The 24,985-nt window shown below is 62.2% G+C and carries 21 protein-coding genes; 7 read left to right on the top strand and 14 right to left on the bottom strand.

The window, feature by feature from the left end; genetic code table 11:
- Positions 1 to 71 precede the first annotated feature (71 nt).
- Positions 72 to 449, top strand: coding sequence for a COG4315 family predicted lipoprotein (locus BLL36_RS14415; RefSeq protein ID WP_076952076.1), 378 nt, complete (start codon positions 72 to 74; stop codon positions 447 to 449).
- 135 nt (positions 450 to 584) lie between these two features.
- Here the strand turns inward: BLL36_RS14415 and ubiA are convergent, their stop codons facing one another.
- A complete protein-coding gene (gene ubiA / locus BLL36_RS14410) occupies positions 585 to 1,475 on the bottom strand; it encodes a 4-hydroxybenzoate octaprenyltransferase (protein WP_076952075.1) in 891 nt (296 codons plus the stop codon).
- A complete protein-coding gene (locus BLL36_RS14405) occupies positions 1,475 to 2,038 on the bottom strand; it encodes a chorismate--pyruvate lyase family protein (protein ID WP_076952074.1) in 564 nt (187 codons plus the stop codon). Before BLL36_RS14405 ends, ubiA begins: the two co-directional genes overlap by 1 nt.
- A 196-nt stretch (positions 2,039 to 2,234) precedes the next feature.
- Here BLL36_RS14405 and BLL36_RS14400 point away from each other — a divergent pair, with 196 nt between their 5' ends.
- From BLL36_RS14400 to BLL36_RS14390, 3 genes are all read left to right on the top strand, one after another.
- The gene (locus tag BLL36_RS14400) at positions 2,235 to 2,402 is read left to right on the top strand and encodes a rubredoxin (protein WP_003213373.1); all 168 of its coding nucleotides are present in this window, start codon (positions 2,235 to 2,237) and stop codon (positions 2,400 to 2,402) included.
- Between the two features lie 37 nt (positions 2,403 to 2,439).
- On the top strand, positions 2,440 to 3,588 hold the full coding sequence (locus BLL36_RS14395) for an NAD(P)/FAD-dependent oxidoreductase (protein WP_076952073.1): 1,149 nt from the start codon (positions 2,440 to 2,442) through the stop codon (positions 3,586 to 3,588).
- A 191-nt stretch (positions 3,589 to 3,779) separates the two neighbouring features.
- Entirely contained in the window at positions 3,780 to 4,055 is a 276-nt protein-coding gene (locus tag BLL36_RS14390; protein ID WP_003176958.1) for an HU family DNA-binding protein, read from the top strand.
- Positions 4,056 to 4,140: 85 nt separating this feature from the next.
- Here BLL36_RS14390 and BLL36_RS14385 read toward each other — a convergent pair whose 3' ends face one another.
- From BLL36_RS14385 to tssA, 12 genes are all read right to left on the bottom strand, one after another.
- A complete protein-coding gene (locus tag BLL36_RS14385) occupies positions 4,141 to 4,497 on the bottom strand; it encodes a DUF7716 domain-containing protein (RefSeq protein WP_076952072.1) in 357 nt (118 codons plus the stop codon).
- A 10-nt stretch (positions 4,498 to 4,507) separates the two neighbouring features.
- A complete protein-coding gene (locus BLL36_RS14380; protein ID WP_130925929.1) occupies positions 4,508 to 8,905 on the bottom strand; it encodes an RHS repeat-associated core domain-containing protein in 4,398 nt (1,465 codons plus the stop codon).
- Positions 8,906 to 8,917: 12 nt separating this feature from the next.
- Positions 8,918 to 9,352: a DcrB-related protein gene (locus BLL36_RS14375; RefSeq protein ID WP_076952071.1), complete on the bottom strand. Its 435-nt coding sequence runs from the start codon at positions 9,350 to 9,352 to the stop codon at positions 8,918 to 8,920.
- Between the two features lie 15 nt (positions 9,353 to 9,367).
- A complete protein-coding gene (locus BLL36_RS14370) occupies positions 9,368 to 11,308 on the bottom strand; it encodes a type VI secretion system Vgr family protein (protein ID WP_076952070.1) in 1,941 nt (646 codons plus the stop codon).
- Positions 11,309 to 11,495: 187 nt separating this feature from the next.
- A complete protein-coding gene (tssH, locus tag BLL36_RS14365; protein ID WP_076952069.1) occupies positions 11,496 to 14,153 on the bottom strand; it encodes a type VI secretion system ATPase TssH in 2,658 nt (885 codons plus the stop codon).
- Positions 14,146 to 15,189, bottom strand: a complete 1,044-nt coding sequence (gene tssG / locus BLL36_RS14360) for a type VI secretion system baseplate subunit TssG (RefSeq protein ID WP_076952068.1) — start codon at positions 15,187 to 15,189, stop codon at positions 14,146 to 14,148. Before tssG ends, tssH begins: the two co-directional genes overlap by 8 nt.
- Positions 15,153 to 17,012 (bottom strand): type VI secretion system baseplate subunit TssF, encoded by a 1,860-nt coding sequence (gene tssF / locus BLL36_RS14355; RefSeq protein WP_076952067.1) that lies wholly within the window; start codon positions 17,010 to 17,012, stop codon positions 15,153 to 15,155. Before tssF ends, tssG begins: the two co-directional genes overlap by 37 nt.
- The gene (tssE, locus tag BLL36_RS14350; RefSeq protein WP_076952269.1) at positions 17,009 to 17,524 is read right to left on the bottom strand and encodes a type VI secretion system baseplate subunit TssE; all 516 of its coding nucleotides are present in this window, start codon (positions 17,522 to 17,524) and stop codon (positions 17,009 to 17,011) included. The genes tssF and tssE overlap by 4 nt, the downstream gene beginning before the upstream one ends.
- Before the next feature lie 78 nt (positions 17,525 to 17,602).
- Entirely contained in the window at positions 17,603 to 18,091 is a 489-nt protein-coding gene (locus tag BLL36_RS14345) for an Hcp family type VI secretion system effector (protein WP_076952066.1), read from the bottom strand.
- 166 nt (positions 18,092 to 18,257) lie between these two features.
- The gene (gene tssC, locus BLL36_RS14340) at positions 18,258 to 19,754 is read right to left on the bottom strand and encodes a type VI secretion system contractile sheath large subunit (protein WP_076952065.1); all 1,497 of its coding nucleotides are present in this window, start codon (positions 19,752 to 19,754) and stop codon (positions 18,258 to 18,260) included.
- Positions 19,755 to 19,756: 2 nt separating this feature from the next.
- On the bottom strand, positions 19,757 to 20,263 hold the full coding sequence (tssB, locus tag BLL36_RS14335) for a type VI secretion system contractile sheath small subunit (RefSeq protein ID WP_010207547.1): 507 nt from the start codon (positions 20,261 to 20,263) through the stop codon (positions 19,757 to 19,759).
- A 54-nt stretch (positions 20,264 to 20,317) separates the two neighbouring features.
- The gene (gene tssA / locus BLL36_RS14330; protein ID WP_076952064.1) at positions 20,318 to 21,337 is read right to left on the bottom strand and encodes a type VI secretion system protein TssA; all 1,020 of its coding nucleotides are present in this window, start codon (positions 21,335 to 21,337) and stop codon (positions 20,318 to 20,320) included.
- A 393-nt stretch (positions 21,338 to 21,730) separates the two neighbouring features.
- On the opposite strand from tssA, the gene tagH reads away from it, so the two are divergent.
- Genes tagH through tssK form a run of 3 tightly spaced genes read left to right on the top strand, consistent with a single transcriptional unit; the run spans position 21,731 to position 24,984 of the window.
- Positions 21,731 to 23,059, top strand: a complete 1,329-nt coding sequence (tagH, locus tag BLL36_RS14325) for a type VI secretion system-associated FHA domain protein TagH (RefSeq protein WP_076952063.1) — start codon at positions 21,731 to 21,733, stop codon at positions 23,057 to 23,059.
- A 56-nt stretch (positions 23,060 to 23,115) separates the two neighbouring features.
- Positions 23,116 to 23,631: a type VI secretion system lipoprotein TssJ gene (gene tssJ / locus BLL36_RS14320; RefSeq protein WP_076952062.1), complete on the top strand. Its 516-nt coding sequence runs from the start codon at positions 23,116 to 23,118 to the stop codon at positions 23,629 to 23,631.
- An 18-nt stretch (positions 23,632 to 23,649) separates the two neighbouring features.
- On the top strand, positions 23,650 to 24,984 hold the full coding sequence (tssK, locus tag BLL36_RS14315) for a type VI secretion system baseplate subunit TssK (protein ID WP_076952061.1): 1,335 nt from the start codon (positions 23,650 to 23,652) through the stop codon (positions 24,982 to 24,984).
- Position 24,985 lies beyond the last annotated feature (1 nt).

The raw sequence follows: 24,985 nt of genomic DNA, 5'->3' as shown, positions 1-24,985 counted from the left end.
CTAGAGCATTCTGCGCCTCTCTGGACTACGCTAGGGGTCCGAATCCTGACAACCACAAAAGGAAGGTTCCGATGACTTACAGCTCGATTTCCTGGAAAGCCCTGCTGGTAATGGCGGCGTTGACGCTGCCAGGCCTGGCGTTCGCGGCGGAGCCGGCGATGACTAAAGACGGGATGCTGGTGGACCACAAGGGCATGACCCTCTACACCTTCGACAAGGACGCCGACGGCAAGTCAGTGTGCAGGGACCAGTGCGCGACCAACTGGCCGCCGCTGAAGGCTGAGTCCACCGACACGTCGACGGGCAAGTGGACGGTCATCACCCGCGATGACCAGACCAGCCAATGGGCCTATGGCGGTAAGCCGGTCTATACCTACAAGGATGATAAGAAGGCTGGCGACAAGACCGGTGATGGCAAGGGTGGCGCGTGGCATGTGATCAAGCCCTGACTAAGCGGCGGCTTTGAGACCTTCGCGAGCAAGCCCGCTCCCACATTCGACCAGGTTTCAGCCTTGAAATGCGTTCGAATGTGGGAGCGGGCTTGCTCGCGAAGGCGTCGGCCCAACCACCACAAAAAACGGTGCCTAGCGCAACGCGTAATCCACCACAATCCCCACAAATATCGCCAACCCGGCCCAGTGGTTGTGCAAAAACGCCTTGAAGCACTTCATGCGGTCCCTGTCTCGGGTGTACCAGAACTCCCAGGCAAAACAACCCGCCGCCGCCAGCAATCCCAGGTGAAACCACCCTCCCAGCTCGAACCGCGCACCAGCCAATAACAGGCACACCAGCGCCAGGCCTTGCAGGGTGAGAATGATCACCCGGTCGGCATCGCCAAACAGAATGGCGGTGGATTTCACCCCAATCTTCACATCATCGTCACGGTCAGTCATCGCGTAATACGTGTCGTAGCCCACCGTCCACAGCAGGTTGGCGATATACAACAGCCATGCGGCTGCGGGCAGGCTGCCGGTTTCGGCGGTAAATGCCATCGGCATGCCCCACGAAAACGCCGCCCCCAGCACCACCTGCGGGTAATAGGTGTAGCGCTTCATGAACGGATAGCTCGCCGCCAGGGCCAAACCGCCGAGGGACAGGAGGATGGTGGTGGCATTGGTCAGCAGCACCAGCAGGAAACTGATCCCCATCAGCACCGAAAAAAACACCAGCGCCTCTTTCGAACTGATCTTGCCGCTCACCAACGGACGCTGTTCGGTACGCTTCACATGGCCGTCGACCTTGCGATCGGCCCAGTCATTGATCACGCACCCACCGGCGCGGGTCAGCACCACGCCCAGCACGAACACCGCGATATTGATCAAGGAGGGCGAGCCTTTGCCCGCGATCCACAGCGCCCACAACGTCGGCCACAGCAGCAGGTAGATGCCGATGGGTTTGTCCATGCGGGTCAATTGAATGAAATCCCAGGCCCTGGGGTTCAGGCGGTTCAGGGATTTGAGCAAACGCTGGTACATCAGCAGTTCTCCGGGTGAGCGTGCAGCGCGTGCCAAAAGCTTGGCAAAAAGATCTCCGCGACCAGCACGCTCAGGGGGCCGCGATCGAAACGTGAGCGGCGGGCCCACAGGCCGTCGACCTGATTGGCCGGGGGCAACCATTGTCGTGGGTAATGGCACACCTCGATGGCCTGGCGGGTGAACGCCTGGTCGCAGAACAGCAACTCGCCCAGCGAGCGGCTGCCCAATTCATCCATGTGCAAGCCGTCGCCCTGCAAGGCACTGCGCGCCGCTACACTGCGGGCGAACACCCAGGGCTGGCCGTGCCCACGCAAATACACCTCGCGCACCCAGCCGATACTGGCCGGCGCCAAGGCCAGAGCGGCGCATTCATCATCGCGCAACGGCTGCCAGCCCTCGAACAACGGCGTTACGCTGAAGCCATCGTTGGACAGCCACGTCAGCCGTCGCGTCAGCGAGTCTTCGTTGAACAGCCAGTTGAGGGTCAAGGGCGCAGGCGCAGGGGTCAGAAGGCTCTGGGGCAGCCATTGGCAAGCATCGGGAAGGACGATTGAGTGCGGCACGGCGGGTCAGTATTGGCAGCAAAAGAGGCGGCGAGCTTACCATGGCGTTCCGGGTTTTTGCCGGGCCGAACCGACTGTTTGCGTCGATCATGCTTGCATCTGCCGGCCCTGATCAGTACAAAACGCCCTGAGCCGTACGGCAACGCGGGTCTATCGACCGTCGGCCAAGACGCCTGGAAACCTGAGGAAGCAAGTAATGAAGAAGTGGCAATGTGTAGTCTGCGGCCTGATCTATGACGAGAAAGACGGCTGGCCGGATGACGGAATCGCGCCGGGCACCCTGTGGCAGGATGTTCCGGAAGACTGGCTGTGCCCTGACTGCGGCGTGGGCAAAATGGATTTCGAAATGATCGAAATCGGCTGATTTTCGGTTTTCAGACACGTACTACAAGGAGAAAGGAATGAACGCACCTGTCGTGATCATCGGCACAGGACTGGCCGGCTACAACGTGGCCCGCGAGTTTCGCAAGCTCGACAGCGAGACCCCGTTGCTGCTGATCACCGCGGATGACGGGCGCTCCTACTCCAAGCCCATGCTCTCCACCGGTTTCGGCAAGAACAAGGAAGCCGATGGCCTGAGCATGGCCGAACCTGGCGCCATGGCCGAGCAACTCAAGGCCCAAGTGCTTACCCACACCCGTGTCAGCGGCATCGACCCCGGCCACAAACGCCTGTGGATCGGCGAGGAAGCCGTGGCCTACCGCGACCTGATTCTGGCCTGGGGCGCGGAAACCGTGCGTGTACCGGTTGAAGGCGATGCGGCTGAGCTGATTTTTCCGATCAACGACCTTGAAGACTACGCGCGCTTTCGTGCCGCTGCCGCGGGCAAGCGCCGTGTGCTGTTGCTCGGTGCCGGGTTGATCGGCTGTGAATTTGCCAACGACCTGATCCTTGGCTGCTACGAGATCGACCTGGTGGCGCCGTGCGAGCAAGTCATGCCGACCCTGCTGCACCCGGCCGCCGCCGCCGCGGTACAGGCCGGATTGGAAGGCCTCGGCGCGCGCTTCCACTTGGGCCCGGTGCTCAATCGCCTGCAGCGCACGGCGGACGGCCTGGAAGCCCATCTGTCGGACGGTGAAGTGATCCCCTGCGACCTGGTGGTCTCGGCCATCGGCCTGCGCCCGCGTGTCGACCTGGCCGCCGCCGCCGGTCTGCAGACCAATCGTGGGATCATGGTGGACCGCCACCTCAAGACCTCCCACGCCAACATCTATGCCTTGGGCGACTGCGCTGAGGTCGACGGCTTGAACCTGCTATACGTCATGCCCCTGATGACCTGCGCCCGCGCCCTGGCCCAGACCCTGGCCGGCAACGCCACCGCCGTCAGCTACGGCCCCATGCCGGTGACCGTCAAGACGCCGGTCTGCCCGCTGGTGGTTTCGCCCCCGCCACGCGGCACCGAAGGGGTTTGGAGCGTTGAGGGCGAGGGCGCCGACATTAAAGCCCTGTGCCGCGACAGCAGCGGCCGCTTGCTGGGTTATGCATTGACCGGCAGCGCCGTGATGGAAAAACTGGCGCTCAATAAGGAACTTCCGCCGTTGTTGGCGTAAATACTGGCCGTTCTGTCGCAATAAGCACATTTTTCCCCCTAGAAAGGTCGCCGCGAGACTGGCGCGGCGTTCGGCGGCATGCCATCCTCACTCCCGTCTGCCGCAGAGTAGAGCCTGCGGCGCTTTGGGCGCCGCTCCGTCAGAGAGCGGCACGGACATAACAACAAAAAACCGTCAAAGAGGCTTCACTTATGCGTAAACCAGAACTCGCAGCCGCCATCGCTGAAAAAGCGGATCTCACCAAAGAGCAGGCCAACCGCGTGCTCAACGCCGTTCTCGAAGAAATCACCGGCGCCCTGCACCGCAAGGACAGCGTCACCCTCGTAGGCTTCGGCACCTTCCTGCAGCGCCATCGCGGCGCCCGCACCGGCAAGAACCCGCAAACCGGTGAGCCGGTGAAGATCAAGGCGAGCAATACCGTTGCGTTCAAGCCGGGTAAATCGCTGAAGGATACTGTTAACGCGTGATGGCGTTACCGCCTCGAAGGGGGCGGGGAGGTAGGAAGAATGGGCACGCCGACTGGGTTGGGTGCCCATTTTTGTTGGATAGGAATCAGCCTTCCATGAAGTCGTCGTATTCCCGATAGTGATTGATTGCTCGGATCAAAATATCATTATCTGGCGCATTAACCTTCTTTTGAATGACTTCAAATATGGCTTGTAGAGTTTGCACATCCAACCAGGTTTCGACGTTTTCTTTTCCCAGGGACTTGGGGATAAGCTCGCCGGCAGAATTCTCGACTGTTTTATCGTCTTCCTCGAGATCGTCAATTTCCTCCTCGGAAATGAGGTAGAAAATTGCATTCCTTGGTTCTTCTTCCCATTTATCCAAGTTGGTATAGACCCAGTCGTTATCGGTATGGGAGTTGACGGTGCTGAACAGGTTAGTGATGCCTTGCATCTTTTTCATCAGTGACTCCTCATTTTCTACAAGATGACCCGCCACCCCAGGTTTTTCTGCCGCCTACTCGTTTTCCGTTACGGCCTTTCGGGTGGTAATCGCCGTGACGGTTTTTATGGTCCTCGTGACTGACCAACTGCAAATTGCCACCTACTACAGGGTGGTGATGCCAGGTCGAGCCTTTCATTGCTGTTGTTCTGAACTTGCCATTTTTCTTCGGCGCAACCCATTTTGAGATGCCTGGGTGTTTTGCTTCGACAGTAGCTTGCAATGCGGGATCGTTCTTCATTGCGTAATGTAGTTGTCTGTTGGATTCGGCGAAATGTACGGAGTCCTTTGAGCGCCAGATTTCTTTGTTGATGTGTGCTTCGTACGATACGTCATAGACCCCGGGATTTGAGCTGGCCCATCCCCAAGGGTCGATCCATGAGACCGGGTTCGGTCCATATTGATAGAAGTTGTGACCCCCGGCTAGCCCGATGGGGTCCGGAGTAGTAAACCGTCCAACATCCGGATCATAAAACCTGAACGTATTGAAATGCAGCCCCGTCTCCCGATCCAGATACTGCCCCTGGAACCGCAGGTTCTGCTCTTCAATGTAATAAGGCTCGCGCACTTCCTCCAGCGTATTGCCCCACACCCGGTAGGTCGCCTGCCAGACGCTGTGGCCGTCGTCTTCGGTGAGTTGTTCCGGCAGGCCGTTCAGGTCATTGTGGTAATAACGAATTTTTTGCAGCGGCCCAGTGCCATCGACCCGCGCCAGAGGTTCGTAGCCTTCATCTTCGTAAACATAAAGACTGGTCTGGCTATGTTTATGCTCCTGCAACAAGCGCAACCCATCCCAGGTAAACCGCGTTTCCCCCAGCAGATACCCATCGCTGCCATGCTCGGTTTTTTCAATCCGGCGCCCCAGCGGGTCATACGCCATTCTGACCACGCTGCCGTTCTCATTGCGCACTTCAACCAACCGGCTTTCAGCGTCATACGCAAACCGCTGCACACCCCGCTTGGCACTGCGCTTTTCAATCATCCGTCCAAACGCGTCATAGTGATAACGCTTGTCCTGATACGTCAGCAGCTTGTTATGCACCACCAGCCCTGCGCCCGCCTGTGGGCCGTCGAGCAGGTTGGCGGCGGCGTCGTAGGCGAAGGTTTCGCGCTGGCCGTGCAGGCTGTCCTGGCTGGCGATGATGCGGCCGGTGGTGTCGTAGTGCAGCAGTTGACGGTGTTGTGCGGCGGGTTGTTGGTCGAGTTTGCCGATCAGGTTGTCGGCGGGGTCGTACTCGAACTGTTTTTGCGCGGCTGCGGGCATCAACGATGGCTGACTGGCAAGGCGGCGTTGGCGCGAACGCAGGCGGCCGCTGCGGTCGTATTCGCTGCGAGTGCTGAGCTGGCCCTGGGTGCGCAGCACTTCGCGGTGCAGGCGGTCGCGTTCGAAGTCGCTGATCACCTGGCCGTCGAGGTTGATCTGATGCAGATGGCCGCTGCCGTAGTACAGGCGGTTGAGCCAACGGCCATCGGGCAGTTGGGTCTGGATCAGGTTGCCGAGTTCGTCGTAGTGGTGTTGCAGGGTGCCGGCCGCACTCTGTTCGCCGAGCAACCGGCCGAGAGCGTCGTAGGCGAAGCCCAGAGCCTGGGCATTGCCTTGCAGGTCGGTGAAAGTCACCGCCGTGAGCTGGTCCACGGCATCGTAGCTGTACTCGGTGCGGCCATCGTCGGTGATTTTCGCAACCAGCCTGCCGACCGCGTCGCGCTCCAGTCGATGAACGATGGGGGCGGGCGGTGCCTCGGGGACTACCGCCAGGCCGTTGCCATAGGGCGCCGCAATGGCCGTTACCGTGGTGATGTTGTCCAGCGGGTCGTAGTCGTAGCGCTTGGCGCTGCCGTCCAGGTCCTGCTGCTCGGCCAGGCGGTCGGCGGCATCCCAGGCAAACCGATAGCGCTCACCGTTCTCGTTGATCAGTGCTTGCAGGCGCCCGTAGCTGTCGTAGCCGAACTGCACCTGCCGGCCATGGGCATCGGTGCGCTGGCTGACCTGGCCGCGACGGTTGTGCTGGTAGAGCGTGGTGTGCCCGGCCGGGTCGGTATAGCCCAGCAGTTGACCGCTGATGTCGCGCTGGTACTGCTCGATACGGCCATCCGGCAACTGAGTGCTTAGCAAGCGCCCCTGGGCGTCGTAGCTGAATTGTGTGCGCTCACCCAGCGCATCGGTGATGACATGCAGATAACCGCGCTCGTCGTAGCTGAAACGCGTCGGGTAACCCGAACAATCGATATGCTCGACCAGTTGCCCGAACGGGTTCCAGCGCAGCTTCTTGCTTTTGCCGGTGGCGTCGATGATCTCCACGACCTGGCCGTGGGCGTCATAGCGGTAACGGGTGACGTAGCCCAGCGGATCGGTTTCGGCGATGCAATTGCCGCGCGGATCGTAGCGATACTGCCAGCTGTTGTCGGCTGCGTCGGTCTCTACCAGCGGCAGTGCCCAATGCTCCAGCCACAAGGTCGAATCGCTGCGGCCCAGTGGGTCGGTTTCGCCGATCAGGTTGCCGGATTCGTCGTAGCTGTATTCAAAGCGCCCGCCCTGAGGGTCGGTGGCGCTGAGTAATTGGCGCTCGTCGTTCCAGTCGAACAGCCAGGTCTGGCCGAGGTTGTCGCTGTACCGAATGATCTGGTGCTGCGTGTTCCAGTGTCGGGTGCTGACGCGTTGCAAACCGTCGGTAATGCGGGTGAGGCCTGCGCTCAAGTGATAGTCGAACTGGTAAGTGTCGCCCTCATCGGTCCAGTGCCGGACAACCCTCCATTCCAGGCCTTCAACCAAAGCCCACTCATAGAAACATCGCAACCCGGTCGGCAACTGATGTTCCACCATACGCCGACCGCTGTCGTAGCTGAAGCGCCGCTGCACCTGGCCTGTGGCATCGCGTACTTCTGCCAGGCTGCCGGCGGCGTCGTAGCCATAACTGACGAGTACTTCGCGGCGCTGATCGGGATACAGGCGCTCGATCTGGACCACCTGTTCGCGGTCGCGAATCAGCTCAACCTGCACCAGGTCGAAGGTATCGCGCAACCGTACCAGGCGTCCTGCCTCGTCATAGTCAATAAAGATGCGGTTGTCGTTGCGGTCACCGAGTTGCATCAGGCGTAACAACGATGCATTGGTCGGCGTGGGTTCGAATAAACGGTACAGGCCATCATCGCTTTCAATCAGCAACTGCCCATTGAGGTGCCGCCGCACGGCGAGCCCTTCACCGGCGCTGAACACCGCGCCGCCCAGGGGAATCGAGCCCATGTCGATAGGGCGCCCTTGCTCGTCGGTGTAGACCAGCGTCTCGCCGCCGTCGGGATGAGGTCGGACTTCGACGCAGACCTCATACGTCACGCTCCAACCCGCGCCAAACAGACTGCCGGTGCGTTCGTCGCGGCTGTTATAGAAACGTTGCCAGTCAATCGGCAAAATGCCGGGCAGCGCGAAATCCAGCTCATCGACATCGCCCAATATCTTCGCGCCCGTCGCTGCATGCACCGGGTTCGACGAGCCCATGGCAGCATTCGCCATCGCCCCCATCGCACTGCTGACGGCCATCGACGTGGCGCCGCCGATCAGCATGCACGGCAACTTGCTGAAGAACTTGCCCTTGCCGCCCTTGAGCATCAACAACGCCGTCACCGCCAGCCCGACGCCCGGCGTCTTGCCGCTGCGAATCTCACGCACCACCACCGAGCCGCCGCCGACGGTCACGTTGGATGAAATCAACCCGGACGAAACCACCGTCGCATCACAGGTGCTGCGATCACCGCTGCGCACCGCCGGCTGGCCGTTGATCGTGACCTTGTCCGAACCTTCGGCGAGAAACTGCGGCGGCATCGGCGGGTGCTTCATGCACACCACCAGGTCCAGCGGCTTGGGCACGGCACCGGGCGCCGGTGTCGCGACGGTCGGACGCCACATCTGCGAGAAGAAGCTCTCGGCCATGTCCAGATAGCTGGCTTCGGGCGCCGGTGCAGGCTCTTCCAGCTCGGTGCCGGCCGGCGCGACATGGGAGCTGATCGCCCCGGCGGCGCGGGCGGCGGGGATGTTGTTGGTCAGGGTATCGGTGGAACCGGTGAGAATATTGGCCTGCACCGTGGGCGGGAACAGCGCGTTGCTGAAGCTATCGCATAACTTCGTCAGGCCTTTGTCCGCCCCGGTCTTGCTCATGGCCAGCCCGACAATCGTGCCCACTACCGCGCCCAGCAGGAAGCAGCCGAGCCCGCCGGTGGCAACGGTAATGCCGGTGGCCGCGACCACGGCAGCGGTCGCCACCGCCGTGATCGCGATATTGGCCGCCACCTCCAGCACACCGCCGAGGATGTCGGCCATCATCGACGTGTGGGAGAGCGCATCGCCCATCCGGGCAGCCCATAGAGCGTCAGACATACAAGCAGCTCATCAAGAAATAGCGTCAAACGACAGCGAATTTTTTATCAACGCCCAATGCGCCGCCTCGGCATCCCCAAGCTTGTCCGCCTTCACATAACTCAACGCAAGCATCTTGCGCGTACCCGGTATCACCAACGCCAGCTGGTACTGGAACACCTTGTCATTGCCCTTGTTGAACTGGCTGCGCAACTCGATGCCTTCCACTTCCTGCGCCGCGCCCAAACGCACGTCCACACCGGGTTGGTAGCGCAACTCCTGCACCTGTTTCTCCAGGCGCTGGAGCTGGTCATTGAAGTTGCTGTGCAGGGTTTCGCCCTCGGCGAGCAGGCTGCGGCTGACGATCAGGGACGTGCCCAGCTCGGGGAACTTGAGGATGTTGATGGTCGCGTCCTGCAGCTCGCCGGCAGGCAATTTAAACTGGAATTCGTTGATTCGATACGTCATGGCAAACAGGTCTCGTCAGGAGCTTTTAGGCGTGGGGAACGCAGCTTTGATATTGGCGTCGATGCTGGCTTTCACGCCCTGGCCATCAGGCGTGGCGCCAGCGCCGCCACCGTTGTTCAGGTGCAGTACACCGCCGGTATTGAACTCGGCGTCGCCGCTGGCATAGAAGCTGATCTGCACGCCGGTGAGGTTGATCTGACCGCTGGCGTTCAGCTCCAGGATGCTCTCACCGCAGACCAGGCGCAGGTTCTCGCCCACTTCGATCACGTAGCTCTGGCTGATGCTGTCGGTCTTGCGCTGGCCTACCGAGAGAATGTCTTCCTGCTTGACGATGCGCAGGCGGTTGTTGCCGATCGTCACCGTCTCGTTGTGCCCAATGCTCTTGTTGCGGTCATGCCCGACCGAATGGCTCTCATCCACCTCCACGACGATGTCCTGATTGCGCTCGGCATGGATATACAACTGCTCCAACCCCTTCTTGTCCTCCATGCGGATTTCATTGAAGTTGGCCGGCGTGCCGCCTTTGCTCGAGCGGCTCTTCATGCCGCTCTGGGTCGCGTTTTCCGGCAGGTCGTAAGGCACTGTCTGCTCGGCGTTGTAGACCCGGCCGGTGATGATCGGCCGGTCGGGGTCACCCTCAAGGAAGCTCACAATCACTTCCTGGCCGATCCGTGGGATCTGCATCGAGCCCCAGTTCTTGCCGGCCCAGGATTGCGATACGCGGATCCAGCACGAACTGTTCTCGTTGGATTGATCGTGGCGGTCCCAGTAGAAGTGCACTTTCACGCGGCCGTACTGGTCGGTCCAGATTTCTTCGCCTTTGGGGCCGACCACCAGCGCCGTCTGCGGGCCTTTGACGATAGGCCGGTGCGTGCTGGGCAGCGGGCGGAAGCTTTGCTGGGCGTCGATGCAGGTGAGGCTGCTTTCGAACTGCGCCGAACCCGAGCCGCCGCCGGTTTCCAGGCTTTCCTGGACGATGTAGTAGCGGCAGCCAACGATCAGGTACTCGCGGTTCTGATCCTGGCGACTGAAGCCGGTCAGGCTGAACAGGTGGCCCGAGCCCAGGCCCCGCGCATTGCCGGCGAACTCGATCTGTTCGTGCAGGGTTTGCAGGGCCTCGATGCGGGTGCGCGCATAGTGTTCGCCGTCCTCGCTTTGCACGTAGGTGCCGGGGTAGTCGTACAGCGGGTAGTCGCCGGCGGTGTGCGGGCGCGGCATGGCCGAACGCACGTCGATGCTGGCGCTGGGGCGCTGGAAGTCATAGTCGTTGAGCTCCAGCGAGCCCGGCTGCACTTCCTGCGCCAGGTGCCAGTTGTGCATGTGGTCGCGTTCGCGCTGCTGCTCGTCCTTGGGGTAATACGGGATCGACGCGTAGCCCGGCACGGTGGTGTGGGCGCCATAGGCGTCGGCCAGTACCAGCACATGGCGGTCCTGCTCATGGCGGAAGAAGTAGTAGATGCCTTCCTGTTCCATCAGCCGGCTGACGAAATCGAAGCTGGTCTCGCGGTACTGCACGCAATATTCCCACTCGCGGTACGGGCGGCTCAGCGCGTCTTCGAAGTCGGAAAAGCCCAGGTCGCGGAACACCTGCTTGATGATCTGCGGGATGCTCAGGTTCTGGAAAATCCGGCAGTCCGAGGTGCGGCTCAGCAGCCACAACCACGGGCGCAGCGTCACCTGGTAACTGGCGAACTGGCCCTGGTCGATGTTCTGGCTGCAGCGCGCGACGATGCCGTGGAAGTGCCGTTCACCGCCGTCCGCCAATTGCAGGCCCACGCTCATGGGCTTGCCGAGCAACTGGTTGAGGTCGATGTTGGCGTCCAGGGACGTCAGTTGCAGCTCGTAGTTGAACAGCCGGCCCAGCTCTTCACCGCCGCCCATTTCATTGAGCAACAGCACATCCGGCCCGAGTGGGCTGGTGATCTTGGCCAGGCGTGAGGCTTGGTTGAATAGCATCGGTTAACCCGTAAATTGCGTAATAACTGGAGGAACCGAATCCAAATGCAGGAGCAAGACTGTGTGGGAGCCGGGCTCGCCCGCGATGCAGGCACCTCGGGGTGTCAGGTTCACCGAGGTGATGCTATCGCAGGCAAGCCAGCTCCCACACAAGCCCGCTCCCACATTTGAACCGCATTGCGTCAGGTCAATCGTTGAACTGGTAGTGCAATTCATTATCCCGGCTGCTGATGCGCACCCCCGCCAGCGCCTTGCCTTCCAGCATGCGCGTGAGGAATTCACGGCTCATGTCCGGCAGCAGGCTGTTGGTGAGGATGGTGTCGATCATGCGTCCGCCGCTTTCGGTCTCGGTGCAACGCGAGACGATCAGCTCGACCACCGCGTCGTCGTAGTCGAAGGCAACCTTGTGGGTATTCTCCACGCGCTTCTTGATGCGGTTCAGCTGCAGGCGGGTGATCGCCTTGAGCATCTCGTCGCTCAGCGGGTAGTACGGAATGGTCACCAAGCGGCCGAGCAGCGCCGGCGGGAAGATCTCCAGCAGCGGCTGACGCAGGGCCTTGGCGATTTCTTCCGGCTCCGGGATGTTCGCCGGGTCTTTGCAGACCTTGGAAATCAGCTCGGTGCCGGCGTTGGTGGTGAGCAGGATCAGGGTGTTCTTGAAGTCGATCACCCGGCCTTCGCCGTCTTCCATCACGCCTTTGTCGAACACCTGGAAGAAGATTTCATGCACGTCCGGGTGAGCTTTTTCCACCTCGTCCAGCAGCACCACGCTGTAGGGTTTACGCCGCACCGCCTCGGTCAGCACGCCGCCTTCGCCGTAGCCGATATAACCCGGCGGCGCGCCCTTGAGGGTGGACACGGTGTGAGCTTCCTGGAACTCGCTCATGTTGATGGTGATGACGTTCTGCTCGCCGCCATACATGGCTTCGGCCAGCGCCAGGGCGGTTTCGGTCTTGCCCACGCCGGATGTGCCGGCCAGCATGAACACGCCAATCGGCTTGCTCGGGTTGTCGAGGCCGGCGCGGGAGGTCTGGATGCGCTTGGCGATCATCTGCAAGGCATGGTCCTGGCCGATGATGCGTTTTTTCAGGTGCTGGTCGAGGTTGAGCACCGTCTCCAGTTCATTGCGCGCCATGCGGCCGACCGGAATGCCGGTCCAGTCGGCGACCACCGAGGCCACGGCCTGGTAATCCACGGTGGGCAGGATCAGCGGCGTTTCGCCCTGAAGCGCGGTGAGGCGTTGTTGCAGGTCGACCAGTTGCGTGCGCAATGCATCGCTGCCGCTGTCCACCACGCCGGCTTTTTCACGCAAGGTCGCACGGGTGGCGAGCAGCTCATCCACCAGGGCTTTTTCTTCAGCCCAACGGCTTTCCAACGTGGCCAGACGCTCGCGCTCGGCCGTCAGCAATGCTTCGCTGTTGGTTTGACGCGCGCCAATCGCAATGCCGATGGCATGTTCGCGGGCGATGATCTGCAGCTCGGTTTCCAGCGCTTCGATACGGCGACGGCTGTCGTCCACTTCAGCCGGCACCGCGTGCAGGCTGATGGCGACGCGGGCGCAGGCGGTGTCCAGCAGGCTTACGGATTTGTCCGGCAACTGGCGCGCCGGAATGTAGCGGTGGGACAGCTTCACCGAGGCTTCCAGCGCTTCGTCGAGAATCTGCACCTGGTGGTGTTTTTCCATGGTCGAGGCCACGCCGCGCATCATCAGCAGCGCCTTGTCCTCCGACGGCTCGGCAACCTGCACCACCTGGAAACGGCGGGTCAGCGCCGGGTCTTTTTCGATGTGCTTCTTGTACTCGGCCCAGGTGGTGGCGGCCACGGTTCGCAAGGTGCCACGGGCGAGGGCGGGCTTGAGCAGGTTGGCCGCATCGCCCGTGCCGGCGGCACCGCCGGCACCCACCAGTGTGTGGGCTTCGTCGATAAACAGGATGATCGGCTTGGGCGAGGCCTGCACGTCTTCAATCACCTGGCGCAGGCGTTGTTCGAACTCGCCCTTCATGCTGGCGCCGGCTTGCAGCAGGCCTACGTCAAGGCTGCGCAATTCCACGTCTTTGAGCGCGGGCGGCACGTCACCGGCGACGATGCGCAAGGCAAAACCTTCGACCACGGCGGTCTTGCCCACGCCGGCTTCACCGGTGAGGATCGGGTTGTTCTGGCGACGACGCATGAGGATATCCACCAGTTGGCGGATCTCTTCGTCACGGCCCACGATCGGGTCGAGCTTGCCGCTGCGGGCTTGCTCGGTCAGGTCGACGGTAAAACGCTTGAGCGCTTCCTGCTTGCCCATCGCACTCGGCGCCATCGCACCACTGGCTTCACCCGGCACCGCACCGGCATTGAAACCATCGCTGGCGCTCAGGGCGTTTTCCGGCGAGTCGCCGACATATTCGTCAAACCGCTCGCTCAGGGCTTCGGCCTTGATCTTGTCGAACTCTGAAGACAAGCCCAGCAGCGCATGGCGCAGGCTCGGCGTCTTGAGGATACCGAGCACCAGGTAACCGGTTCGCACCTGGCTTTCGCCAAACATCAGGCTGCCATACACCCAGCCGCGCTCCACCGCTTCTTCCACGTGGGAGGACAGGTCGGTGATCGAGGTCGAGCCGCGCGGCAGGCGGTCCAGGGCTTCGGTCAAATCGCGAGCCAGGCGCGCCGGTTCCAGGTTGAACTGGCGGATCAGGCGGTGCAGGTCCGAGTCCTGCAGTTGCAGCAACTGGTGGAACCAGTGAGCCAGTTCCACATACGGGTTGCCCCGCAGTTTGCAGAACACGGTGGCGGCTTCGATGGCCTTGTAGGCCACGCTGTTGAGTTTGCCGAACAGTGCGGCGCGACTGATTTCACCCATGCTCTGGATTCCTTGAGGTGGTGGCTTGATCGGCGTAGTGCCGGGCCAGGATTAGGTCGTTGGCGTCATGCGCGGGTTGGCCGAGCCAGGTGTTGAAGCCCAGGCGGAACTGGCCGTTGAGTTGCAGCGCCGGGACTTCGGGTTGTTGCAGGACCAGGTTCAGGTCCCAGTCCAATTCATGGCCCAGGTACTCCGCCACCCACGCCACCAGCTCGTTGAACGGCTGGTGGCCGGGCAGCATGCTCATGTAGTCATCCAGCTTGAGCGGCCCCAGGCGGATGCGGAATTTGTGCTGGCGGTCCCACACGAAGCTGCCCAGGCAAAAGTCCATGCCCAGGCGGTTGGCGCTCACGCCGACGCGGCTGCGCTCGGGCAGCTCCAGCCATTGGCCGACGTACTCTTCGATCTCCACCGGCAGGCCGAAGTACTCGCTGAGGATGGCCTTCAAACCGTCCGGGTAGCGGGTTTGCGCCGACAGGTGGCCGCTGTAATGCAGCTTCGCCGTGTCCGGGATGAGCCCCTGGTTGAGCAGGCTCGGCATCCCGCGGCCACTCAAGGCGGCGAGGCGTGCGGACCAGTAGTCATCGTCCGGGCGGTCATGGCTGACCGTCGGCCGCGCTTCGGCCCAGGCCCGGTAGAACAGGCTGAGCAGGCGATGATGGAACACGTCCAGGAACTGTTTGCTGGTGCTGTCGGCATGGTTGCGCTGGCGCTCGCGCACGTACTCGGTGATATGCAGCGGCAGCGGGCCGTTGGGGCCGCCGAGGCCGAAAAAGAATTGTTCCAGCCGCGCCGGCTTGCCGTCGCCGCCGGGGGCGACCGAGGCCAGGGTGGCCGGCGCGAAGGTGCAATCGGCCTGCTGGCCCAGGCGCAGCGGGTCATCCGCCAGGCGCAGGGAATGGCCCAGGCGCGGCAGTAGCGGCGCTTCGCATTCGATACGCCGCAGCGCCTGGAAGAAATCGTATTCCCAGGGCGCCTGGTGCATCGCATCCAGGGTACTCACAGGGTCGGACGACGTCCGGGCTTGGCTTTCCATCGCTTGATCTCGCCGCGTTCGGTGGTACGGATCACCGTCTCGGTAAAACTGTTGATCGACACGTAGCGTGCCAGGAAGCGTTCCAGTACGGCACCGAGCAGGAACACGCCGGTGCCGCGAAACGCGTTTTCATCGAATTCCAGGGTGATCTCCAGGCCGCGTCCAAACACGATCGGGCCGGGCATCGGCAGGCGCCGGGTCACGGCCTTGCTGCTGACTTCGCGCAGGCCTTCGATCTGCAATTGCAGGGCGGCGTCGTTGCTGTCGCCGTACAGGCGCAGCAGTTCGCGCAAGGCGCCGGCGCCCTGGCCCTGTTCGCTCAGGGACAGGTAATTAAGCGAAAGCTGGCTGATCAGGCGCCAGGCCTTGGCATCATGGGCATGGCTGGGGCGCGGACGGCTTGGGCCTGCCACACAGCGCACGGCCAATACTGGCGCACTGTCGGCCAGGGTGAAATCGGTCTTGCCATTGCCCACGGTCATGAACAACGGCAAGTCGCGGTTGGTGCACAGCGCGGTCGCGCCGAGCTGGCGCAGGTCATGGCGGTACGGTGCTTGCGCGCTGTCCACCAGGCTGACAAAGGTCTCGCTGCCCACATACGTCGAGCGCGGCCCGTTGCGGCGCTGGTCGCTGGACAGCACACGTGGTTCGCGGCGCACCGTGTAATAGGCGCGGTCGCGGCCGTAGCGCGACGGATCGCGCACCGCATAGAACGGCAAAAACGGCTGCTCGGGCCCGGTGCCGTGGCCGGTGAGGCCGGTCAGGGAATGGATCTCGAAATCCATCGGCCGCGTGCGGTCGGCGATCACGTGGTGTTCGTTGACCCGGTCGGACAAATGGATGCGGTCCACGCGCTTGGGGAACAGGTTGATCGCCGGGGTGCAGAACGGCAAGAACTGCGCCGCGCCAACGCTTCCCTCCAGGCTCGGCTCGTGGCGGTCGAACAGCACGATCAATTCCAGCTCCTGGCCGTCGCAGCGTTTGACCGCGCGGCTCAGCTCGGCGAACTCCACGAACAGGAAGCGGTGGGGCAGGGCGAAGTATTCCTGCAACAGGCGATAGCCCTGGAACGCCCGCGCTACCACCGGCATGGCTGCATCCGCGTCGTCGAAACCGCGCGAGCGCAGCGCGTCCGGCGGCAAGCGCTCAACCCAATCACCGCCGGGCTTGCGCGCAAACACCGCGCAGGCATTGCCGAGCAATTGTTCGTAGAGGCGAAACGGTTGTTCGTCCGCGCCGCTGAGGTACAGCGGCAGGTTGTCCAGGTCGAGGCTGTTGAACGGCAGTTCGGCGCCGGTGCGCAGGGTCAGGCGCAGGCCGGCCTTGGCTTTTGGCTCGCTGGCGGCCAGGCGGCCGAGCACGGCGGCGGGGTTGCCGAAGTAGTCGGCATTGCTGACCTGCAACGGCCACAACGTCACCGGGTGCGCGGTGCGGTACTCGCAGCAGGTCTGGGTTTCGCGGACCAATGCAGCACGCAATACCGTGTCGCGGGGCAGGGGAAAGCCGCTGCTCAGCGAGCCTTCGTCCGGATCGGTCTGCAATTGCACCACCGTCATCGACGGGGTGGGCGCCAGGTAGTGCGGGTAGGCGATTTCCAGCAAGTTGTGGGTGAAGGTCGGGTACTCGGCGTCGAGCTTGAGCTGCACGCGGGCCGTCAGGTAGGCAAAGCCCTCAAGCAAACGTTCGACGTAGGGGTCGGCGCAGTCCATGCCGGACAGGGTCAGCCGACTGGCGATCTTCGGGTATTCCTTGGCGAACTCGGCGGCGCTTTCGCGCACATGGTGCAGTTCCTGGTTGTACAGCTCCAGCAGGCGCGGGTTCATGGGCGCCTCCGCTGGTCGGCATTCACCACGCGTACGTGGCCGGACTCCAGGTCCAGGTCGGTTTGCAGCAACAGGCGCAACGGCACCGGCTGCGCCCACAGGTCGCCTTCAATCTCGAAACTCAAGGCGTTGTGGTTCATCTCGCCTTGGCCGACACGGGCCTTGACCCGCAGGGTATGGCGCAGGATGCGCGGTTCGAAGGTGGCGATAGCCTGGTAGATCAGCGCTTCAAGCGCCTTGATATCCACACTGGAAACGCTGTTGCCCGCCAGCGCCGGCAGGCCGTAATTGACCACCGAGGTGCCGGCCGGGGTGTGCAGCGTCGTATCGGCATCGAGCAATGACGTGGTGTTGAGCAGCCACGCCAGGTCGCGCAGGACCGAGGCTTTCAATTGGGTCAGGGACAGCACGCGTTTGTCGGCGCTTTCCTTGGGATTGGTTGGGTCGTCGTCGGTCAACCGGTCCAGCAGGGACGGTTGCAGACGGTCGCGGGAAGCGATTTCAGTTACCACCAAAGCAGCTCCACGGACGGGTTGCGAGAGGAACAGAATCCCTGGGGCCGTGGCGCGCAGCCACGGCCACCAGAGTTATCAGCGCTTGGTGTTGGAACGGATGTTCCAGCCAAACTTGATCGGGCCGCCGTCTTTGGTGCCGTCGGCTTTTTGCGGCTGGTAGTCGACCATCACTTGGGCAAAGTTCAGGGTGACGTTCTCGGTCAGGCGATCTTCGCCGCCCGAACCGCCGGTGCTCAGGGACGTGACCAGTACTTCTTCCAGGTTGATCACCATGTATTCGACCTGGCTTTCGCCACCGGCCTTGCGCACGGTCAGCTTGACCTTGTCGATGTGCTTGCCGCTGGCGCAGTGCATCATCAGGTTGGGCGAAGCCTTGTCGACGTACTTGGTCAGCGACAGGTCCTGGATATTCACCTTGCCCGCGCCACCGCCACCGCCGACGTGCATGTTGCCGGACTGGGCCATGCCCCAGCTCCAGCTCAGTACGTCGATTTCGTCCTTGTGGGCCTTGTCCATGGACTCGCCCTTGATGTCGCCGATCTTGATGAAAATATCAACAGCCATGATTTCTCCCTGTGTGGCACGGGCCACGAAATTTGGTGATCGTTCCCACGCTCTGCGTGGTAACGCATCCTGTGACGCTCTGCGTCATTGGGACGCGGAGCGTCCCGGGCGGCATTCCCACGCGGAGCGTGGGAACGAGCGAGCAAAGAGCCGGTTCAAACGTTATTTATGCGCCTTTGGCGGAAGGCAACTTCGATACCAGGCGCAGCGACACCGTCAGCCCTTCAAGCTGGTAGTGCGGGCGCAGGTAGAACTTGGAGTTGTAGTAACCCGGGTTGCCTTCCACTTCTTCCACGATCACCTCGGCAGCCGCCAATGGATGCTGGGCCTTGGTGGTCTCGGTGGAGTGCGCAGGGTCGCCATCGACATAGTTGAGGATCCAGTCCTGCAACCAGCGCTGCATCTCGTCCTTCTCTTTGAAAGAACCGATCTTGTCGCGCACGATGCACTTCAAGTAGTGCGCGAAACGGCACGTGGCGAACAGGTACGGCAGGCGCGCGGCCAGGTTGGCGTTGGCGGTGGCGTCCGGGTCGTCGTATTCGGCTGGCTTCTGCAACGACTGCGCACCGATGAACGCGGCGAAGTCGGTGTTTTTCTTGTGCAGCAGCGGCATGAAACCGTTTTTCGCCAGTTCCGCTTCACGGCGGTCGCTGATGGCGATTTCGGTCGGGCACTTCATGTCCACGCCACCGTCGTCGGTAGGGAACGTGTGCGCCGGCAGGTTTTCCACTTCGCCGCCGGACTCGATGCCGCGGATGCGCGAGCACCAGCCGTAGTGCTTGAACGAGCGGTTGATGTTCACCGCCATCGCGTACGCGGCGTTGGCCCAGGTGTACTTGGAGCTGTCGGCGCCGTCGGTGTTTTCTTCGAAGGCGAAGGCTTCCACCGGGTCAGTCTTGGCGCCGTACGGCAGGCGCGCCAGGAAGCGCGGCATGGTCAGGCCGATGTAGCGCGCGTCTTCCGATTCACGCAGCGAACGCCAGCCGGCGTATTCCGGGGTGGTGAAGATCTTGGTCAGGTCGCGCGGGTTCGACAGTTCCTGCCACGAGCCCATGCCCATCACGGTCGGCGAGGCCGCGGCGATGAACGGGGAGTGCATGGCGGCGCAGACTTTCGACAGCTCGCCCAGCAGTTCCACGTCGGGTGGCGACTGGTCGAAGTAGTAGTCGCCTACCAGGCAGCCGTAGGGTTCGCCGCCGAACTGGCCGTATTCTTCTTCGTACATCTTCTTGAAGATCGGGCTCTGGTCCCACGCGGTGCCCTTGAATTTCTTCAGGGTCTTGTGCAGCTCCGGCTTGGCGATGTTGAGCACGCGGATCTTGAGTTGCTCATCGCTCTCGGTGTTGTTGACCAAGTAGTGCAGGCCACGCCAGGCGCTTTCCAGTTGCTGGAAATCCGGGTGATGGATGATCTGGTTGACCTGGGCGGTCAGCTTGGCGTCGATGGCGGCGATGATCGATTCGATCGACTTGATCGCGTCATTGGACACCAGGTCGGTCTGCGCCAGAGCCTGTTCGGCCAGGGTGCGCACAGCGGTTTCCACGGCTTCGCGGGCACGCTCGGTCTTGGGTTTGAATTCTTGCATCAGCAAGGATGCGAACTCACTGGTTTCTTCGGTGGCGCCCAGGTTCAGCGCGCCTTCGCGAACGGTATTGTCGGTCATGATTACTGGTCCCCTGCAGGCTTGGGCGCGCTGGCAAGTGCCTGAAGCAGTGCCGGGTCCTTGATCGCCTTCATGATGATTTCTTCAGCGCCGGTCTTGCCGTCCATGTAGGTCAGCAGGTTGGCCAACTGGGTGCGGGCTTCGAGCAACTGGTTCAGCGAGTCGACTTTGCGAGCCACGGCGGCCGGGCTGAAGTCGTCCATGCTTTCGAAGGTGATGTCCAGGCTCAGGTTGCCTTCGCCGGTCAGCTCGTTGGGTACGTGGAACGCCACGCGTGGCTGCATGGCCTTGAGGCGCGAGTCGAAGTTGTCGACGTCCACTTCAAGGAACTTGCGGTCGGCCACCGGCGCCAACGGCTCGGCAGGCTTGCCGGCGAGGTCGGCCATCACACCCATCACGAAGGGCAGCTGGACCTTTTTTTCGGCGCCGTAAAGCTCGACGTCGTACTCGATCTGCACTCGAGGCGCGCGGTTGCGCGCGATGAATTTCTGAGAACTTTGCTTCGCCACGTTGCTGCTCCTGGTCGCTTGAGCGACGGTGTTGTTACTGCACGGTCGGGCGGTTTACTCGCCGTCCGGGCCGCGCAGGTTTTCAAATTGGGACATGCCGTCGGGAATCAGATTGCGCACGATGGCCGCGAAGTCGGCGTGCACCAGATTTTTCGCCCGGTTCAACAGCACCGGCAGCGGGCTCGAGGGCTCGTGCCGGGTGTAGTACGCAAGGATCTTGTCGAGGCTGCGCAGCACGTCATCGCGGCTGGCGATATCACCGGCCGGGCGTGGTGCGGCGGCGGCGGCGGCGAAATCGGCCGAGGGGGCATGGTCGTCACTGACCGCCTCGGGTTCGCCGCTGCTGTCGCTGCCCGGCACCGCCTGGTTGAGGATGTGCAATGCCTGCTTGAGCGGTTGCTTCAAGGCACTGAGGTCTACGCCCTGGGCGGAACCGACCTGCTCGTTGACCTGTTGCTCGATGGCTTCGCACGCCGCACGCGCTGCACTCAAGGCGTCGCGGGTGGCTTGCAGTTGCTCGGGGTCGCTGTCGAGGAACGCGGCGTTGAGTTGCTGGGCGCCGAGTTGCTCATCGGGGAAACTCAGCAGGCCACTGGCATTGAGCGCCGCGCGCAGGCTCACGGGGCCGAAGGTGCGCGAGCGCGTGAGGATGCTCTCGCGCAGCAGGCGAATATTGGTATCGCAGGTCATACCCGTGAGCGCGTTGATACGCACGGTGGGGTCGTTATCGTCGTCGGCGTCCAGGCGCGGGTGCAGGTCGGCCCAGTAGTCGCGCAGCAACGCATTGATCAACGTGAGGACTTCGGCCAGGCCGGCCACGCCTTGGAGTGCGAGGGAGCTTTGCAGCAGGAAATGGGTGATGCGCAGGTCTTTGCTGCGCGCCAGCAAGTCCAGGCTTTGCTGCTGGATGCTGCGCCATTCCGGCGGTTCGGCGGGCAGGATGGAGTCGCCCATGCTGCGTTCGGGCTGGCCCTTGGCGTCCCGCTCCAATTGCAGAAATTGCGCGTCATATTCCATGTCTTCGCCACAGGGCGAACTCGCGGAAACGGGGCTGAGCAGCAACGGCACATCCACTGAAATCGATCTCCCTATCGGCCCGTTAGATGGCGGGCGGTTCATGCATTAGTTGCGTGAGGAACTTTGCATGTTTTCTTGGTCATATAAACAAGGCGCCATTAATGTGCCATCATTGGAATGCAAGAAGTTGTGCATTTTTGGTGTAGTACTTACGCCTTGTCAAGGTAAGCTATTCGCCCTGTGTGACAGATGTGCGGTGCTTAACAACCTGTGCGACTGACGGGTCGAACGACGCACCGGGACAGGATTTTTGTCATAGAGGCCAGTTAAGATCAGCGATCATGCTGGCATTGGCAGGTTTGGACGGTCGACTGCTCGACCGGATGGGGATATCCCGGGAAGCGCTGTCCCGGGAATCGACCGCGCGCGAAGTATCAGCAAGGAGGCAAGATGTCGCTGTGTTTGACTATCACTAGTTATCACAAGATTACCCCTGGGCAGTGCTCCGAAAAGTCCATCAATCAGGGCTCGATGGCTATCGGCCGCAGCTCGGATAATGATTGGGTACTGCCTGACCCAGAGCGCCTGGTCTCCTCGCAACATTGCGTTATTCAATACAAAGACGGTCGTTATTACCTGACCGATAACAGTACTAATGGTGTGGAGTTGGTAAAAGCCGGTGTTCGTATGCGTCGGGGCAACAGCGAGCCGTTGCAGGATGGCGAGTTGATCCGTATCGGCGATTACGAGATCCAGGCGCGTATCGATTTCAACGTACAGGCTGTTGCAAGCCAGCCGTTTGCCGGCGAATCACCCAACAGCTTTGAAGCGCTGATGGGCGCCGTGGTGAGCCCGCCCACGCCTGTGCCGGTGATAGCGCCGCAGTTCCAGGGTGCGTCCTCGATGGATACGCTGCCGGATCTGTTTGAATTCCTCAGCCCCACCACCGTGCCGCCACCCACCGTGGCGGACCACGTGCCCAGCGAGCAACACGATTTCCGCCCGCCAACGCCGGTCAGCGTGCCGGTGGAACAGGCGCCTGTGGCGTCAGGCGCGGTGATCCCCGAGGATTGGGACCTGTTTGGCGACGCGCCTGCTCCGGTGACCAGTGCACCACCACCAATACCATCAGCGCCAGTCATCCTGCCGCCACCCGTGGTCGAGCCCGTGCTCCCCGTGGCGGACAACCAGCAACCCGACCTTCTGCAAGCCTTCCTGCGCGGCGCGGGCCTTGATCAACTGCGCCTGGACAAGGCTCAGGCTGAGGCCCAGATGGAGAGCATCGGCCGCAGCTACCGCTTGATGGTCGAAGGCCTGATCGACGTGTTGCGTGCCCGCGCCAGCCTCAAGGGTGAGTTCCGCATGCAGCAGACGATGATCCAGCCTGCCGAAAACAATCCGTTGAAATTCGCCCCGAATGCCGACGAAGCGTTACTGCTGCTACTACGCCACGGCAACCAGGCGTTTATGGCGCCGGACCTCGCCGTGCGCGACAGTTTCAACGACCTGCGCGCGCACCAGTTGGCGGTGATGGCCGGCGTGGAAGCGGCGATCAAACACCTGCTCAGCCGCTTCGAACCGGCGCAACTGGAAGAGCGCATGGGCAAGCCCGGCGGGCTGTCGAGCCTCTTCAACGGCTCGCGCCAGGCCCAGTACTGGCAGCAGTTCACCGAGCTCTACAGCAATATTTCCCGTGAGGCCCAGGAAGATTTCCAGGACCTGTTCGGCCGCGAATTCAGCCGGGCCTACGAAGAACACAGCGCCCGACAGCGTCGGTAAACCGCGCCGCAATACATGGATTAACGGATAGCCAAGTACGTCATTGAGGACGCAGGATGATTCCCAGGTTTTTACTCGCAGTTGCCACACTGCTTCTGCTGACGGCGTGTGCCAAAGACGCCGCCAAACCCGAAGCGCCTGCCGAAGCAGAAGCTGAAGCAGACACGGCCGCCGTCGAGCTGCATTTCCACGCGATCAGCGGGCTTAACCCCGGTGCCGACGGCCAGGCCGCGCCGGTGCGGGTGCGCATTTTCGAGCTGAAAAACGCCGCCACGTTCGCCCGTTCCGATTACTTCGCCCTGGCGGACCGCGCGCAATCGACCCTGGGCCTGGACCTGCTGGACCAGGACGAAGTGGTGGTGCAGCCCGGCGCGCAACTGAGCATCCAGCGCGACCTCGACCCGTCCACGCGCCAGATCGGGCTGTTGGTGGGTTATCGAGAGTTGGACCGCGCGCAATGGCGCACGGTCATCAACGTGCCCGCGCGCCAATACACCGAATACCAGATCAGCCTCGATGTGCGTGCCGTGCGCGCCGACGTCGTGGCCTCCCCATCCAGCCCTGCCCAATAAGAAGCAATCGGAGCTCCCATGTCCTGGAACAATCGCGTGGTCTGGTCGGAAGGCATGTTCATCGGAACGCAGCACTTCCAGCAGCATGACCGTTACCTGGAAAACCTGATCGACGCCCGCAGCCGTCCGCTGTGCGCAGGCGCCTGGGGTTTTTCCGAGTTGCTGATCGACCAGGGCCTGCTGGCCCAGGGCAAGCTGGCAATTGTCTCGGCACGCGGCCTTTTGCCCGACGGCACGCCGTTCAATATTCCCCAGGATGACCTGGCGCCGAGCCCGCTGAATATCGACGACAACCTGCGCGACGGCCTGGTGTACCTGGCCCTGCCGCTCAAGCGCGCTGGCGCCCGCGATACCGTGGAGCAAGGCGAAGCCCTGGAAGCCGCGCGTTACGTGAGCCAGGTACGCGAAGTGCGTGACGATAACGCGCCGTTCGAAAACCGCGCCCCAGTGGCCGTCGGTTCACGTGCCCTGCGCTTGCTGACCGCCCAGGATGGCATCAGCGACTACGCCGCCGTGGGCCTGGTGCGCATCAAGGAAAAACGCGCCGACCGCGCGCTGGTGCTCGACGACACTTACATTGCGCCCGTACTCGACGTGGCCGCGAGCAAGCCGCTTACCGCGTTTCGCAGTGAATTGCTCGGCCTGCTGCACCAGCGCGGCGAAGCCCTGGCCGGCCGCGTGGTTGCGTCGGGCGCCGGTGGTGCGTCGGAGATTGCCGATTTCATGCTGCTGCAATTGGTCAACCGTGCGCAACCGCTAGTCCAGCATTTGAGCCAACTGAGCCCGTTGCACCCCGAGCGCTTCTACAGCGAACTGGTCAGCCTGGCCGGCGAGTTCTCGACCTTTTCGACCTCGGGCCGCCGCCCCCAGGAATACCCGCAGTACCAGCACGACGACCTGGCCCTGAGCTTCGCCCCGGTGATGGCGGCATTGCGCGAAGCGCTGTCGATGCTGATCGACAGCAAGGCCACGCCGATCCCGATTGTCGAGAAAGCCTACGGTGTCCACGTGGCAATGTTGGCCGACAAAACCTTGCTCGACAGCGCCAGCTTCATTCTGGTGGTGCGTGCCGATGTGCCCGGCGAAACCCTGCGCGCGCGTTTCGGCCAGCAGAGCAAAGTCGGCTCGGTGGAGCACATCCGCGACCTGGTCAACCTGCAACTGCCGGGCATCAGCCTGTTGCCGTTGCCGGTGGCGCCACGCCAACTGCCGTACCACGCGGGCTCGACCTATTACGAGCTCGATCGTGGCAGCGAGCACTGGCAACAGCTGAGCAATTCCGGCGGTTTCGCTTTCCACATCGCCGGGCAGTTCCCGGGCTTGAACCTGGCCTTCTGGGCGATCCGAGGATAAT

This window comes from Pseudomonas cedrina subsp. cedrina (genome assembly GCF_001983175.1).
Taxonomy (GTDB): domain Bacteria; phylum Pseudomonadota; class Gammaproteobacteria; order Pseudomonadales; family Pseudomonadaceae; genus Aquipseudomonas; species Aquipseudomonas cedrina.
This window is presented reverse-complemented; position numbering and strand designations above follow the sequence as displayed.

Coding starts and splice junctions, on each gene's coding strand:
- tssF (WP_076952067.1), bottom strand. CDS start 17,012: ATGAACCCGCGCCTGCTGGAGCTGTACAACCAGGAACTGCACCATGTG.
- BLL36_RS14415 (WP_076952076.1), top strand. CDS start 72: ATGACTTACAGCTCGATTTCCTGGAAAGCCCTGCTGGTAATGGCGGCG.
- BLL36_RS14345 (WP_076952066.1), bottom strand. CDS start 18,091: ATGGCTGTTGATATTTTCATCAAGATCGGCGACATCAAGGGCGAGTCC.
- tssJ (WP_076952062.1), top strand. CDS start 23,116: ATGATTCCCAGGTTTTTACTCGCAGTTGCCACACTGCTTCTGCTGACG.
- BLL36_RS14385 (WP_076952072.1), bottom strand. CDS start 4,497: ATGAAAAAGATGCAAGGCATCACTAACCTGTTCAGCACCGTCAACTCC.
- tssC (WP_076952065.1), bottom strand. CDS start 19,754: ATGACCGACAATACCGTTCGCGAAGGCGCGCTGAACCTGGGCGCCACC.
- BLL36_RS14395 (WP_076952073.1), top strand. CDS start 2,440: ATGAACGCACCTGTCGTGATCATCGGCACAGGACTGGCCGGCTACAAC.
- BLL36_RS14380 (WP_130925929.1), bottom strand. CDS start 8,905: ATGTCTGACGCTCTATGGGCTGCCCGGATGGGCGATGCGCTCTCCCAC.
- BLL36_RS14370 (WP_076952070.1), bottom strand. CDS start 11,308: ATGCTATTCAACCAAGCCTCACGCCTGGCCAAGATCACCAGCCCACTC.
- tagH (WP_076952063.1), top strand. CDS start 21,731: ATGTCGCTGTGTTTGACTATCACTAGTTATCACAAGATTACCCCTGGG.
- tssK (WP_076952061.1), top strand. CDS start 23,650: ATGTCCTGGAACAATCGCGTGGTCTGGTCGGAAGGCATGTTCATCGGA.
- tssH (WP_076952069.1), bottom strand. CDS start 14,153: ATGGGTGAAATCAGTCGCGCCGCACTGTTCGGCAAACTCAACAGCGTG.
- BLL36_RS14375 (WP_076952071.1), bottom strand. CDS start 9,352: ATGACGTATCGAATCAACGAATTCCAGTTTAAATTGCCTGCCGGCGAG.
- ubiA (WP_076952075.1), bottom strand. CDS start 1,475: ATGTACCAGCGTTTGCTCAAATCCCTGAACCGCCTGAACCCCAGGGCC.
- tssG (WP_076952068.1), bottom strand. CDS start 15,189: ATGGAAAGCCAAGCCCGGACGTCGTCCGACCCTGTGAGTACCCTGGAT.
- BLL36_RS14390 (WP_003176958.1), top strand. CDS start 3,780: ATGCGTAAACCAGAACTCGCAGCCGCCATCGCTGAAAAAGCGGATCTC.
- BLL36_RS14400 (WP_003213373.1), top strand. CDS start 2,235: ATGAAGAAGTGGCAATGTGTAGTCTGCGGCCTGATCTATGACGAGAAA.